Source organism: Paenibacillus elgii NBRC 100335 (genome assembly GCF_004000865.1).
GTDB classification, from domain to species: domain Bacteria; phylum Bacillota; class Bacilli; order Paenibacillales; family NBRC-103111; genus Paenibacillus_G; species Paenibacillus_G elgii.
Genome location: NZ_BIMB01000008.1, coordinates 151,470 through 165,323, shown reverse-complemented (window position 1 = coordinate 165,323; position 13,854 = coordinate 151,470). Strand labels below are relative to the sequence as shown.

11 protein-coding genes are annotated in these 13,854 nt (G+C 53.1%); 5 read left to right on the top strand and 6 right to left on the bottom strand.

Annotation, left to right across the window (positions count from 1 at the left end; genetic code table 11):
- Positions 1 to 17 precede the first annotated feature (17 nt).
- Positions 18 to 602: a TetR/AcrR family transcriptional regulator gene (locus tag PEL01S_RS08625; protein ID WP_063184610.1), complete on the bottom strand. Its 585-nt coding sequence runs from the start codon at positions 600 to 602 to the stop codon at positions 18 to 20.
- Positions 603 to 834: 232 nt separating this feature from the next.
- On the opposite strand from PEL01S_RS08625, the gene PEL01S_RS08620 reads away from it, so the two are divergent.
- The 3 genes from PEL01S_RS08620 (at position 835) to PEL01S_RS08610 (ending at position 4,531) form a co-directional block, all read left to right on the top strand.
- Complete coding sequence (locus PEL01S_RS08620) at positions 835 to 2,352, top strand: M36 family metallopeptidase (protein ID WP_127460030.1); 1,518 nt, start codon at positions 835 to 837, stop codon at positions 2,350 to 2,352.
- A 182-nt stretch (positions 2,353 to 2,534) separates the two neighbouring features.
- Complete coding sequence (locus tag PEL01S_RS08615) at positions 2,535 to 3,218, top strand: ArsR/SmtB family transcription factor (protein WP_127460029.1); 684 nt, start codon at positions 2,535 to 2,537, stop codon at positions 3,216 to 3,218.
- Positions 3,215 to 4,531 (top strand): MFS transporter, encoded by a 1,317-nt coding sequence (locus PEL01S_RS08610; protein ID WP_127460028.1) that lies wholly within the window; start codon positions 3,215 to 3,217, stop codon positions 4,529 to 4,531. The genes PEL01S_RS08615 and PEL01S_RS08610 overlap by 4 nt, the downstream gene beginning before the upstream one ends.
- 94 nt (positions 4,532 to 4,625) lie before the next feature.
- Here the strand turns inward: PEL01S_RS08610 and PEL01S_RS08605 are convergent, their stop codons facing one another.
- Entirely contained in the window at positions 4,626 to 7,496 is a 2,871-nt protein-coding gene (locus tag PEL01S_RS08605; protein WP_239551455.1) for an endo-beta-N-acetylglucosaminidase, read from the bottom strand.
- Between the two features lie 366 nt (positions 7,497 to 7,862).
- Here PEL01S_RS08605 and PEL01S_RS08600 point away from each other — a divergent pair, with 366 nt between their 5' ends.
- Both PEL01S_RS08600 and PEL01S_RS08595 read left to right on the top strand, forming a co-directional pair.
- On the top strand, positions 7,863 to 8,144 hold the full coding sequence (locus PEL01S_RS08600) for an ArsR/SmtB family transcription factor (protein ID WP_063184615.1): 282 nt from the start codon (positions 7,863 to 7,865) through the stop codon (positions 8,142 to 8,144).
- A gap of 74 nt (positions 8,145 to 8,218) precedes the next feature.
- Positions 8,219 to 9,409 carry an MFS transporter gene (locus PEL01S_RS08595; protein WP_063184616.1) on the top strand — a complete coding sequence of 397 codons (1,191 nt, stop codon included), beginning with the start codon at positions 8,219 to 8,221 and terminating at the stop codon, positions 9,407 to 9,409.
- A 56-nt stretch (positions 9,410 to 9,465) separates the two neighbouring features.
- On the opposite strand, the gene PEL01S_RS08590 is transcribed toward PEL01S_RS08595, so the two are convergent.
- The 4 genes from PEL01S_RS08590 to PEL01S_RS08575 all read right to left on the bottom strand — a co-directional run bounded on the left by PEL01S_RS08590 (position 9,466) and on the right by PEL01S_RS08575 (position 13,785).
- On the bottom strand, positions 9,466 to 10,230 hold the full coding sequence (locus PEL01S_RS08590; protein ID WP_063184617.1) for an SDR family oxidoreductase: 765 nt from the start codon (positions 10,228 to 10,230) through the stop codon (positions 9,466 to 9,468).
- A 118-nt stretch (positions 10,231 to 10,348) separates the two neighbouring features.
- On the bottom strand, positions 10,349 to 11,533 hold the full coding sequence (locus tag PEL01S_RS08585) for a hypothetical protein (RefSeq protein ID WP_231884812.1): 1,185 nt from the start codon (positions 11,531 to 11,533) through the stop codon (positions 10,349 to 10,351).
- 117 nt (positions 11,534 to 11,650) lie between these two features.
- Positions 11,651 to 12,157, bottom strand: a complete 507-nt coding sequence (locus tag PEL01S_RS08580; RefSeq protein ID WP_127460026.1) for a DinB family protein — start codon at positions 12,155 to 12,157, stop codon at positions 11,651 to 11,653.
- A 101-nt stretch (positions 12,158 to 12,258) separates the two neighbouring features.
- On the bottom strand, positions 12,259 to 13,785 hold the full coding sequence (locus PEL01S_RS08575; protein WP_127460025.1) for a hypothetical protein: 1,527 nt from the start codon (positions 13,783 to 13,785) through the stop codon (positions 12,259 to 12,261).
- Positions 13,786 to 13,854 lie beyond the last annotated feature (69 nt).

The following is a 13,854-nucleotide window of genomic DNA, read 5'->3' as shown; positions in this document are numbered from 1 at the left end:
TCTCTCCCCTGTCCTCTTCATTCGTCATGAAAATAGCGCTCAAAGAACCAATCGATCTGCTCCCCAACCGGCAGCATCTTCACCCCAGCCCCCGATTCGAGAATCGGCTTCATGAGAGCGGGAAGGAAAATCGCGCCGAACAGCTGCGTAATCATCATCATGAGTTGGTCCGGACGGTCCTCCTGCGTGATCTGCTGTAAAACGGCTTGTATTTTATGAAATCCCATCTCGCGAAGGAACTCACCGTATTCGACTTGGGATGCGAACATGGCGGTTCCGGTGGCGATGATTCGGGAGACAAGCTCCGGGTGCTCCCGAATGACCTGCACATAATGTGTCAGAAACGTTTTTAGCCTCTCTTTCGGCGGCAAGGCAGAGTCGTCCAACACATCGAACGTCTCGCGAAAGCCGAGCAGCATAATTTTAATCGCTTCGCTGATTAATTTATCTTTGGAGCCGAAATGGTAATTGATCAGCGCAATATTGGTGTCCGAGTGGGCAGCAATTTTTCTTATCGTGACGTTCTCGAAGCCCTCCTTCTTGATCATGTCCAAGGTCGCTTGCAAAATTTTATCTTTGGTTTCCATTTGATCCGGCGGCATAGGCGCCCCTCCTCTTCAGAAACGGCAAATTGGGTTAATCATCGTTTTAAACAATGTTTTAATCATTGTTTAAACTGATTGTACCATCCTTTTTATTCCTACGCAAGAGGTCAACCGATGCCGTCCGTGTCCAAACCTTGACATGATCCAAGCCCCTTATGACTGTCATATATTACAAATTAAGTAATACAATGAATTTCGTAACGCATTCCATCCTGTTGGAGGTGTTTTTATGTTCAAGCGTCACAAGCTTTGGAGTACGGTCGCTGCCGCAATCGCACTCACCCTGGCGGTCCCTACGGCTATGGCGGAAACGGAAGCCCCGATCAGCGCCGAGCAGAAGCAGCCCGCCGATACCAAAGCTGCCGTAGACCGGTATCTGAAGGAACACGCCAAGCAGTATCAGCTCAAGGCCGATTTGTCCGACTTGAAGTATGTCACCACGATTCAAACCGACGCAGGCCATTATGTCCGTTATCAGCAGATCGTGAACAACGCCCCGGTGTTTAACCGGCAGGTCACCGTCACCTTGGACCGTTCTTTCCACAATCCTTTGGTCATCTCCGGCTACGAGCCCTACACCACGGTTCAGCAGGTGTCGCAGCTGCTGCCGCCCGGCGATTTGAAGGCCAAAGCGCTCCAGTTCGTCGGAGACCAGGCCCAGGGAGAATGGGCACCATCCTCCGAGGAGTACGGCTATACGATCCAGAAAGGCGTCGCTACGCCTACCTACCGAGTCGTCGTCCACAGCAAGGCCCCGTACGGCGCATGGGAAACCTACATTCATGCAGGCAGCGGAGAGCTGCTGCGCAAACGGAATTTGAACCAGCGCGTGAACGGCACCGGTAAAGTTTTCCTCCCCAACCCTGTCGAATCCCAAGGCTCCGTCGGCAACCTCAAAGATAACAACGATCAGGATTCCCCCGAATTGACCAAACAGCTGAAATCCGTTACCCTCCAAGGCTTGGACGGCTCCGGCTACCTGCGCGGGCAATACGTCTACATTAATTCCGCCGCCAAGACGTATTCGGCCTCCAACCAGTTCAACTATACCCGTTCCAACGACAGCTTCGAGGATGTCATGGCCTATTACCACATCGATACGCTGCAGCGGTATTTGCAGCAGCTTGGCTTCAAGAATGTCAACAACCGTGCCATTAAAGTAAACGTCAACGCGTCTCCGGACGACAACTCGTACTATCAGCCGTCGACAGGCGAGTTAACCTTCGGTACCGGCGGGGTAGACGATGCGGAAGACGCCGGCGTCATTGCCCACGAATATGGTCACGCGATTCAAGACAATCAGGTGCCGGGCTTCGGCGATTCCCATGAAGGCGGCTCGATGGGCGAAGGCTTCGGCGATTTTCTCGGCGCGACTTATGAAGACGCTACCTCCTCCACCAGCTTCGGCAAAGCGTGCGTAGCCGAATGGGACGCCACGTCGTATTCCAGCAGCAATCCGCCTTGCCTGCGGCGCCTCGACGTAAACAAAGTGTATCCGCGCGACCTTCAAAATGAAGTGCACGCTGACGGCGAAATTTGGTCCCAAGGATTGTACGATATGGCACAATCCTTCGGGCGCGACGTAGCCACCAAAATTATCATTCAAGCCCACTTCTCTCTCACCCCGACCGCCACCTTTAAGGACGGCGCCAAAGCGATCAAACAAGCCGACCTCCAGCTTTACGGCGGCCAGCATGCCGGAGATATCGACCGGATCTGGAAAGCCCGCGGCATTCCCACCAGCTAGCTAATAACCGAAAAAACGAGAGCCTGCAGTCCGCCGTACACGGCAGATTGCAGGCTTTTTTTCTTACTGTTGATGTTGCCATTTTGGAGCATGAAAGCAAAGTCTTGACTCTACAAGATTGTTCCCTTACATTATAACTATTCAATAAATTAATTGAATAATTGAGGTGTCTTTTTGTGAGCATGGAACGAATATGGAAAGATCAGTTGTATCAGGAATTTGCTCGTATTGGTAAGTGTTTATCCAGTCCCAAACGCCTGGAATTGCTTGACTTGCTTTCCCAAGGTCCCAAATCCGTGGATCAACTCGTTAAAATAACCGGGATGAGTGTTGCGAATGTATCTCAACATCTGCAAACGTTGCATGAATCAAGACTGGTCCGTTCCCATAGACAAGGGAACTTTGTTATTTATGAAATTGCCGGACTTTCTGTAGCCGATTTCATGGTGTCCTTACATCGGCTTAGCGAAAAGCAATTAGTAGAGGTGCAGAAGCTTAAAACTGAAATGTTGCAGAATCATGTGAATATGGAGCCTATCGGTTTAGAAGAGCTCCTCAAGCGGATGGAGAGAGGAGACGTTGTATTACTAGATGTTCGACCACAAGATGAGTATGAAACGGGCCATATTCCAGGCGCGATATCTATACCTATGGAAGACCTGGAGAAACACCTGGCGTCTTTGCCAACGGATAAGGAAATCGTAGCTTATTGCAGAGGGCCCTATTGTCTGATGTCCGCCCAAGCGGTTGAAATTTTAAAAAACAAGGGAATCCAAGCATCTCGTTTGGAAGAAGGCGTAATCGAATGGAAACGTTACATGGAACAATCAACTATAAACAATGAGAAAGGTGGTTCTAAGCGATGACGCATGAACCCCAAATCCAAGACAGCCTGCTTCGCCAATACATAGATTCCCCGGATTTGCGAAGGAAGCTGTATAAGCGTTCCCTCCTTATCGTAGTCCTTTCCCAAATTTTTGGAGGTGCAGGGCTTGCAGCCGGTGTAACCGTCGGAGCGCTCCTGGCACAAGAGATGTTGGGAACAGAAAGCTTGGCGGGGGTTCCTTCAGCCTTGATTACCCTTGGTTCTGCTGCGGCCGCCTTATGGGTAGGGCGACTATCAGAGCATTACGGACGCAGGCTTGGGCTTGCAGGAGGATTCTTTGCCGGGGGTCTTGGCGCGCTAGGAGTAATAGGGGCAGCAGCAAATCATAGTGTACTTCTTCTGTTCATATCGCTGCTTATTTACGGTGCGGGAACCTCAACAAACTTACAGGCCCGCTACGCCGGAACAGATTTAGCCATGCCTAATCAGCGTGCAAAAGCAATTAGCATTGCTATGGTTTCGACCACCTTTGGTGCAGTTGCAGGTCCAAATATGGTAAATGTTACAGGTCATTTTGCAACTTCCATTGGGATTCCAGCACTTGCTGGTCCGTTTATCCTAGCTGCTGCAGCTTTTTTTCTTGCAGGAAGCGTCTTTCTTATTTTCCTGCGTCCCGATCCCTACGTCGTTGCAAAGGCCGTGTTTAAGTCGCAGCAATCCATGGGACAGAGTCAAGGAGCCGATGAGGGTAAAAAAGTTTCTAAAAGCAGCAACAGCGGCTTGATTGTCGGAGCAACCGTCATGATTTTAACCCAAATCGTTATGGTTGCCATCATGACCATGACACCAATCCACATGAAACATCACGGCCATAGCTTGGGAGATGTAGGATTAGTCATCGGAATTCATATCGGCTCGATGTATTTCCCCTCGCTCATTACCGGCGTTCTGGTTGATAAAATCGGTCGTACAGCCATGTCGATTGCTTCGGGAGGCGTTCTATTGCTTGCAGGTATTACAGCAGCGGCAGCTCCACCGGATTCTATGTTGATACTTATTATTGCTCTATCGTTGCTTGGGATCGGTTGGAACTTTGGCTTGATCAGCGGGACAGCCATCATTGTAGATTCAACCGACCCAACCACGCGGGCAAAAACCCAAGGAACGATTGATGTGTTGGTTGCACTTGCCGGGGCCTCGGGTGGTGCGCTATCCGGTATGGTCGTAGCTCACTCAAGCTATGCGACCTTGTCGCTTGTTGGCGGAGGACTTGCCCTTTTGCTAATACCTGTGGTTATATGGTCTCGAAGTAAATCAAATGTAACCGGAGAAAATGCTTCTTTGAACTCCTAACACCGATCCCGCCCCGCCAAAAAGGCCTCTCGTCACATTGGACGAGAGGCCTTAACGTACCCGCACGCTTGAACGAAACGTGCTTTACCTTGAACTATTGGAACTGGAACCAGTCTACATCGGCGATACCGTTATCGCGGACGCTCCACTTCGTATAGTTCGGGTTTTTAAAAGTCACATGAACGGTCTGCTTGCCGGTAACAGGCTTTTTCAGATCGACGGTATAGTTCTTGTAGAACGGAGCCAGCTGCTTCGCGTCCACCGGCAGCGCCACATCTGCGATGAGCTCGCCCTGCGGGCCGCCCAAGCGCACCTCCACCCGGGTGTCCTTCGCAAGAACAGCCGCCCGAACCGTCAGCTTCGACGCTGCTTTTGCCCCGAAATCGACATCCTTAAACGACAGCCAATCGGCAAAGTTCAAGTCGCGAACGTTCACATAAGTGCCCGGCACGAACAAGCCGTTGGACTGATCGTATTTTTCCGCCTGCAGGACGACGCCGTTCTGAGGAATTTCCGGCGCCACAACCTTCACGCGGATTTCCGTCTTCACGCCCGTCTGGCCGTTAACCGGACCGGTCTGCGCCGTCAGCACCGCATCGCCTGGGCCTACCGCGGTCACTTTGCCCCGTGCATCCACTTTGGCGACAGCCTCGTTGTTCGATGTCCAAGTGACGTTTACATTTGCTGCCGTGGAAGGCATGACGCGGATATTGACATAGTTCGTCCATCCGGTTTCCATCGTCAGCTTGTTGTCCTGCAGGTGCATCGCATGAATGGAAGCTGCGGCAACCGGACCTTTGTTGAATTGAACCTTCTGCCCGTTCCCCCATTTCCAAGTCAGCGCCTGCGGCTCGCTCGCCGTTCCGTCTTTGCCTACAGCATACAGCTCCAGCTTCACATCATTCTCGCCGAGACGAGGAAGCGATTTGATGTAATACACTTCGTCGTAAATTCGTCCGACCCATTCGCGCTTGCCATTTACCACGCGCATAAGGTCGTAATACCAAACATCCTGCTGCTTCGCGTTGAAGTCCCACTTCACGAACATCGCGGCTTGATTATCGTCGAACATCGCCTTCTCGACCCGGAAGCCCGTCGGGGCGGCAGGCGCCTGCGGTTTCTTGCCGTCCGTCAGCTTCAATTCGCCGATGCTGGCTTTAAAGGGCACGTCCTCCGCCGATTGTGAGCCGACACGCAAACCGATCGCGGCGATGCTGCGTCCCTCGAACGGCTTCAGCTTGGCCGTAGCCGTGGTCCAATCGTCGCTTGGCGCGGCTTTCAAATCGACGGCGGCCGGATGCTGCGGGTCGTCCTTGAACGTTAGCAGCGCCTGAATGTCCGCCGCCTTCTTCAGATGCCCTTGCGCCTGACCGTTACCCTTCTTATCCGGCAGCTGAACGTCCGATTTGTACGTCAGCGACAGCTCCACCTCTTTGGTCACCGGCAGCTCGGTCTTGTACAGGTGAATATCCGCAGCATGGCTCGAATTCAGCGTGCCTTCCACCTTCAAGGAAGAGCCGCCGTTCCATGCGGTTTCGTAGTCGTATCCGACCGTCAGCGGCTTGCCTGCGGACTGCGTCCACCACTGCCATGTCGGCAGGATGTCCTGCGCCGCCATGTTGTTCCACTCCGTATCACTGGCCTTCCGGCCGTTCACGAAGAAGTCGAGTCCATGCCCGTTGTTGAAGCGGGTCACGAACGGATAGGAGCCGATAACGGAGCGCTCCGGTATGTAATGGGCGATACCCGGCCAGCTCTCATATTCGGTGCCGACCGCCCGGCCGCTCTCCGCAGGGTTGCCCTTCGGTCCCGACCAATAGGCCTGCTCGCGCTTCTCGATTTCCGGCTGCATGCGGAGATCGAACGGATTAGGACCTTTGTTCCAGACCATATCCGTGCCGAAAAGCGCTACGCTCGTCCGTGGCGTACGGGAAGCGTCGTTTTTGAAAATCGCATCCAGCTCCAAACCGCGGTCAAAGCGGAATTTGTCGTTTTCGATGCCCGCGAAGAGCGAGGCATACGGATCAAGACCAAGCTTGCGCGCATGATCGGCGCTGCTCTCCAAGCCTTGCGGCGTATAGGCGTAGTTCATGAAAATGCTGTCGTTCGCGCGCTTTCCGTCACGCTCGTCCATCAGCCACGGCGAGTTTTCCTTGTTGAATCCGTTTACATAGGAGACCTTGCCGTCTACGGTCAAGCTGTCGTACCAGCTCATATACAGCCCTTGGCTGCGCATATATTTCAGCATTTCCATCAGCAGAGCCGCATGCTCCTTGCTGATCGTCGCTTCTTGGTTGATAAAATATCCGTCGAAGCCGAAATACTTCGCCATTTCGATCATTTTATCGGCCACCGGGAATTTGCCGTCCGGCGTCTTCTCGACGAGCTCCGCGAAGTTGATGTTACGCGGCCAGAACCAACCGCCCAGACTGATAACTCCGTTGCGGTGGGCCGCATCGGTATAAGCCGGATTGGGCAGGTTCACCACGCCGTAATCCCGCTTGCCCTCCTCGGTTGGAGAGCCGTACACCGGCAAACCGTGCCAGGAGGCATAAATGTCCTGATACTGCCAATATTTCAGCACGTTGCGGCTGAAGCTGTCGTTATAGCGGTACCCCTCGAACCATTCCTCCTTATCGTAGTCGGCGGAAAGATTCATGACTTGGGCCGTGCTCGTTAATTCCGGATGCGCCTGCGTCGGCTGGAACGCTCCGATCCGCTTCGCTAGCGGAACGCGGGAGCGAAAATACTTCGCATACGGGTCGCTCTCCGGGGTCCATTCCTTAATCTGCTTGGCGTTATAGCCGTACAAATAAGGCTGCTCCGGCCCTTTCGGCGTTTCCATCGCCAAGGCCGCTTTCGGCCCTAACATCAGAGTCGACGCCATAACGGCCGTCAACCCTATTGATACCGCTTTCGTGACGGTTCGAGAGAAAGCTTTTTTCCGTTTTTTTCGTTCTGACATAACGCACCTCTCTTCGTTTGATCCGGCCTGGTACCATCCTAGCAATTGCTGCAGCTGCCAATCCAAGGAAAAGAAACGACTCGTCTATTCCACCCTAACACCCGTTCGCGGCAGCAGTAAAGTGGCCAAACAAAAGATTTCATGGACATATTAAATGATTGTAAGCGCTGTAATAACATTTGATGCTGGAGGAGCAAATTCCCAATAAATCCGACATTTTCGTGACCATCCTTCTTCCGTTTCCACTCCGGCACCGGCATGTAGTCCGCTTCTATGGTCAAATTGCCTATTTACATTTGCGGATAGGTATGCTATTTTAAATTTCGATACATATAGAAATAATACACGGGCAAGGATGAGGCTACGATGGAGCATAATCACGCGGAACTGCAGCAAGCTGTCAAAATATACAAAGCTCTGGGAGAACCGACCCGGCTTAAAATCGCCCTGCTGCTGACGGAAGAAAGGAATCTGTGCTGCTCGGATATTGGGAGCAAGCTCGAATGCGTTGCGGGCTCGACGCTGTCCCATCATTTGAAGCAGCTGACGGATTGCGGCCTGCTCAAGCTCCGCAAGGACGGCACGTATATTTATTACAGCGTGAATCGCGAAATCGCCCAGAAGTATGCGCCGTATTTGCTGGAGTAGTTTTTTTTTCGGTTTTATTTCTATATTTGTAGAAATATAAAAATAATGGAGTGGAGAGAGGAGTATTTATCATCATGTCAAGCACGTGGAAAATTTACATGCTGGCCGTCGTCAGTTTTCTTGTCGGCACGTCGGAGTTTATTATCGCCGGGATTTTGGATAAAGTTGCGTCGGATATCGGGGTTCCGGTGTCCGCTGCAGGTCAGCTCATTACCGTATTCTCGCTGGCCTATGCTTTTGGGACCCCTATTCTTATGGCGGCGACCGCCCGTCTGGAGCGGCGCAAGCTGCTGCTCTATTCTCTCGGTGTCTTCGTCGTCGGAAACGGGATGGCCGTGTTGCTGCCGGGATTTGAATTTCTGATCGTTTCCCGGATCATTCTCGCGCTTAGCACCGGAGTATTCGTCGTGACCGCCTTGACCGTCGCTTCCAAGCTGGCCCCGCCGGAGAGACAAGGACGTGCCATCGCGACGCTCGTCATGGGCTTCAGCACCGCCCTGATCGTCGGTGTCCCTCTCGGGAGGGTCGTCGCCTCCGTTTACGACTGGAAGATAACCTTTGCCGGAATCGGCGTGCTTGGACTGCTTGCCATTCTGGCCGTCTCCTGGACGATTCCGCAGACGGACGGCGAGGAACCGGTACCGCTTCGCACACAGCTCGCGCTGATCAAAGAGCCGCGAATCGCCGTTGCTTTGCTTGTCACCTTTTTCTGGATTTCCGGCTATTCGATCGCTTACACGTACATTTCGCCGTTCCTGCTCACGGTGACCGGCATGAGCGAGCAAGGCGTGAGCGCAGGGCTGTTCGCCTTCGGAATCGCCAGTCTGATCGGCTCAAAGCTCGGAGGCTACGGCACCGACAAATGGGGCGTCTCTCGTACGCTGATCGGAGGCATGCTTCTTCATGCTGTGTCTCTCATCCTGCTGTCGCTAGCCGCCCACTCCCCGGCAGCCGTCTTCCCGCTTCTCATGCTATGGGCCTTCTCCGCGTGGTCGTCGGGTCCTACCCAACAGTACTATTTAATGACGCTTGCTCCCGAAGCGTCCGGCATTATGCTTAGCTTGAACAGCTCGGTGCTTCAACTTGCCATGGCGGCCGGCGCGGGGATCGGCGGTGTCGTCGTACAACAGGCCTCGCTGACCTCCATAAGCTGGATCGGAGCGGCAGGCGTCGTCGTAGCAGCATTGACGGCAGCCGCTTCCCTTGGCATCACCCGCTCCCACCGCCTGGCGCAAGAACGGAAGCTTCAGCAAGCCGGAGCTTAAAAATAGTAAGCCGGTCATAACACGGATTGACGTGTTGGACCGGCTTGTTTTATTGCTTAAAGATGCGTACCCCCGCTGACATCGATGCACTGGCCGGTAATCCACCGGCTGTCGGGAGAAGCGAGGAAAGCTGCGACGTCCGCAAGATCCTCCGGCTGCCCCCACCGGTCAAAGACCGAAAGACCGGCGGCAAATTTCCGCCCCGCAGGGTCCTGCAAGGTTGCGGTGTTCATATCCGTATCCGTTATTCCGGGCATGATCGCATTGATCGTGATATTACGCGTTCCCAATTGCTTGGCTAAGGTGGAGGTCATCGTATTGATTGCTCCTTTGGTCATACTGTAGCCGAGCAGATTGGGAAAAGCCATCCGCGTTACAGACGACGAGATGTTGATAATGCGCCCCTCGTCGTTCAGCCGGGGCAAAGCTTCCCGGATAAGGAACAGCGGCGCTTTGACGTTGATGGCGATCTCTTCCTCAAAAAGCTCCTCCGTCAGATCCTCAATGAAGGCGGTTTGCGCGATTCCGGCATTGTTCACGAGAATATCGAAGCAGTTATCCCCCGTACGTGCCCGCAGCGCTTCATCCATGGCTCCCATCAGTTCATATACGCCGTTGGCCGATTTGAAATCCGCCCCAACCGCAAAAGCCGCCCCGCCCTTTTCCCAAATCTCGCGAATGACCTCTTCGGCCGCCTCCCGGTTCTTGGCATAATGTACGGCGACCAGAGCCCCTTCCTGCGCGAGACGCAGCGCGATACCGCGTCCGATTCCCCGGCTTGCGCCTGTCACCAAAGCTATCTTGCCTTGCAATTTCCCCATATTTTCCAACCCCTCATGCTCGATTAACAGGTTCCCCTGCTCATCCTAGTTATAGCACAAGGCGGTTTTTGTTATGTTGCTCTCTCATTCATCGAACCGCAGCCGGGAAACCCGCCGCCTACTGCTTCACCCACTCGGTGCCGCTAAATGTCTTGATATGGTACCAGACCGCGCCTTCCGGCGACGTCCATTTCTCGAACGCCTGAACCTCCTGCGGGGAAAAGAAGCCTTCGATGTGGCACATTTCGCCAGTTGCAGGAAAATAATACGTCTGTGTCTTCTCCGTTAGCTTCACCATCTCTTCAGTCGGTACGATGCCCTCGGGCCGCTCCAATAACGCCCGCTTCAGATTTACCCACTTCAAGCCTGCCGGCGTTTCAAGCTGTGTCCATTCGCCTACATTCTGCACGGCTTTATAAGCTCCCGGCTCCAACCAGCGAGTTCGATCGAAGCTGGACATCCTATCCTCAAAATATCGCGTTTTGGTGGTCAGCTTCACAGGCTCGTTCAGCGCTTTATAATCTTCCAGCACTTCATTTTTAGGCTTGATCCACCGCTCGCCTTGAGGAAGCTGGACCTTGTACCAGGTGAAGACGAAGAAAGCTTGTGGCGAATACTGCCATTTGGAGATGGCGTGAACGATGCCCGGCTCCACCACTTCCCCTTTCCCCTCGCCATCATACGGAACTTCATAGGCGGTTTCGGCTCCCGACAGCTTCAGATCATAATCGACGGATTTAGCATAAACATTCTCCATAAGAGCAGGACTATGAATCCATTTCGGCCCCATCCATGTTGTTTCCACTTGGTACCATATGCCCGATTGTATGTGAGCTCTCGGCGATTTGATCACGTATTTTGGTCCGTAACGAAGCTCTGCGATAGTCACAATTTCCTGAGGGGCCAGCGACTGCCCCGTGTCCGTCTCGACGTCAGGGCGGTCGAACAACCGTGTGGTGCCGATGAGTGTATGCGTCTTCTTCCGTTCCTCGTAGGTCCCGTACAGCACTCTCTCGTCGTCACGAATCCACCGGTCTCCGAGCCAGGTCCGCACCTTAAGCCATTCCTCCGGCTTCCGCTCATCGAATAAATTGAATGGCGCGCCAGGCGCAAGCAGCACGTTCTGATACGGCGAAATCGAGCCTAGCGAACGGCCTCCGCCTCCCTCCCGAGCGTACAGGTCCGTCTCACCGATAATCACGAAGCTTCTCTGGGGCTCCTCAGCGTAAGCGGCGACGGGATACTTCACTGTGGCGGGCAGCATCAGCAGCATGACGGCCCATACCAGGGCAAGCTTCCTCAAGGCTTTCCTCATCCAATGTCAATCCTTTCCTGTTTTTGTAACAGACGCGCGGCAGACAGGAAAGTTGCGAAGGTTTATGAAACTTCATGATACGGCTTGGCAGCAGGCAAGCCTGCCTCAGGCTCGATTCTGATACCAGAACAAGGCATACTCCGTCATGACCGAGGCATGCCCCATCTGACGCAGCATCGCCGAAATATTGCCGCGGTGGTATGTGCCGTGATTCACGACCTGCATAACGATTTCGGATAAACGGGTTTCCCGGATTCCGGCATACGGATTATCCAGTACAATCGCCTTTTCCAAGTCGGCTTGCTGTTTGAAGAATACTCTATACCGCTCAGACAAAGCCGCGAACATCGCCTCCAGCCCCTCGATGCTCTGCCTCTCCGCTTCTTTCATCACTTGCTCCGCCGGTTTCAACGCATCTTTCATTTCTGTGCCGGTAACGATCTCCAGCCATGAATTGTCGACGGTATAAATATGAGCCATTGCCTTCGATACGGACGGAAAAATGCTTACAATCTCCTGCTTGTATACGTCTTGCGGAAGCTCCTTCAGCCGGTTAAGCATCGTCTGATTCGCCCACGCATGGTACTCATACATCGTTACGGCATTTGACATAAGTGATTCCCCTTTGCTTTTTTGGATTAACTGTTATGGTTAGTATACAAAAAGAAGTATGACAACAGGGTGGCATACTTCGCAAAAAGCACTTTTTATTTTTATTTCAACAGTTCCAGATCCGTCCACGTTTTGGTGCGGTTCTTGGTCCAGTTCGTCAGCATATTGCTGTACCGGTGAATCGTGTAGATATCGCCTTGGCTGTCTCGATACAGCTTTAGGTCGTCTTGCTGGTCCGGAGCTTTCGCAAGACGCTTCAGCTTCAGCTCCGGCGTTACCTCGTAAAAGCCGTCTTTGTCCGCATCAAACGGATCGATAGGCATCTGCCGCGGCCCTCTCGGCCGATACATAACGGATTTTTCTTCCTTAAAGGACTTTCCGTATAACCGTACGACCATCCGCCCGTCACGGTCCGCCGCGTTTCCCGTGGGACTTTCAAGCCCAACCGGACTAACGTCCTGTTCGTTCCACACTTCGTTGGCAAGGCGTATATTCCCTTCCGGGTCCATCAGCGCCAACAACCCGGAACCGCCATAATAAACATCCCGAAAAGGCATCAAGTCCCGCGCGATCCATACCGTGCCGTCATTATTTTTTAGGACGCGCTGCGGCTTATAAGGATAGTTCGAGACTTTGCGTACACTTCCGTCAATAATCGCGAACAACTGATAGCGGCTGTGCGGCGGCGGGCCTTTCACAGGCAGAGGGAAATAGGAATATACGGCAAGCAGCTTCCGCCTACTGTCGATATCGTACAGCGTCCCCTCGATTTGAAGCGTGGTTCCGCCCATATTGATTTTATCGTCGTCGTGCACCGGTCCAAGCGACAGCCCTGCGTACGACAAATTATCACCATCCCGCTGGATCACTACGCTTTTCCCTTCACTGGCCTGCGTCTCTGCCGCCTGCTTGGCTTTCACGCGAATCGCATCGGCCTGCGGCGGGTCGAGCCATACCGGATGCGTTTGAAACGTTTTGTCCACCTTCAGCATCACGAGCATTCCGCCTGTTCCCCGGCCGGCATCGATATACAGCGCCTCGGCGTCATCATAAACGATTTGCCGCATCACCGCGTCCTGCCCGCTCCAAATGGCCAGGCCTTCCTCGCTGCTCCACTGCAAATCCATCATGAGCGCCATATGGGCGAATTTCCAGGTCAGCGGCATATACGTTACATTGCGGAATTCCAGAAAAGGATACGGCTCTTGTCCGTTATCAATCTGGTGGCCCCATATTTGAATAGGATAAGAAGCCACTTTCGCCGAATAGGAGCGGGTGAGCGAGTTTGTGGTCGTCGGATTTTGCGTAAGCCCACTCTTTTCCAGCGCCGGGTACTTCCCATAAGAGGTAGCGCAGCAAGTTCTATAAACCTTCAGACCTTCTTGCTCGCTCCAATCGACATCTAGTTCAAACTCTTGAATCAAGTCCCAATTCAACGGCACATAAGTGATATCCTTGTACACTATGAACGGATACGCAACCTGCTTGTTATTGATGATTTGGCCGTTGACCTTCACTGGAAAACCCGCAATGCGAACCTGAACCGTGCCTCCCTCCGCCTTCGCCGTACTTGTCAGCATGGACAACATCAGCAGTGCGCTCAGCCATGTAAGGAAAATTCGTTTCAACAAAGGTCATCTCCTCGTTCCTGCTCTTTTGATGCAAATATGAACTTAGACGCAGTCCTTGTCAAAAAG

Bases quoted from the DNA above. Each gene is read 5' to 3' on its own strand.
- PEL01S_RS08600 (WP_063184615.1), top strand. From the start codon at position 7,863: ATGGAGCATAATCACGCGGAACTGCAGCAAGCTGTCAAAATATACAAA.
- PEL01S_RS08590 (WP_063184617.1), bottom strand. From the start codon at position 10,230: ATGGGGAAATTGCAAGGCAAGATAGCTTTGGTGACAGGCGCAAGCCGG.
- PEL01S_RS08595 (WP_063184616.1), top strand. From the start codon at position 8,219: ATGTCAAGCACGTGGAAAATTTACATGCTGGCCGTCGTCAGTTTTCTT.
- PEL01S_RS08605 (WP_239551455.1), bottom strand. From the start codon at position 7,496: ATGTCAGAACGAAAAAAACGGAAAAAAGCTTTCTCTCGAACCGTCACG.
- PEL01S_RS08580 (WP_127460026.1), bottom strand. From the start codon at position 12,157: ATGTCAAATGCCGTAACGATGTATGAGTACCATGCGTGGGCGAATCAG.
- PEL01S_RS08610 (WP_127460028.1), top strand. From the start codon at position 3,215: ATGACGCATGAACCCCAAATCCAAGACAGCCTGCTTCGCCAATACATA.
- PEL01S_RS08615 (WP_127460029.1), top strand. From the start codon at position 2,535: ATGGAACGAATATGGAAAGATCAGTTGTATCAGGAATTTGCTCGTATT.
- PEL01S_RS08625 (WP_063184610.1), bottom strand. From the start codon at position 602: ATGCCGCCGGATCAAATGGAAACCAAAGATAAAATTTTGCAAGCGACC.
- PEL01S_RS08620 (WP_127460030.1), top strand. From the start codon at position 835: ATGTTCAAGCGTCACAAGCTTTGGAGTACGGTCGCTGCCGCAATCGCA.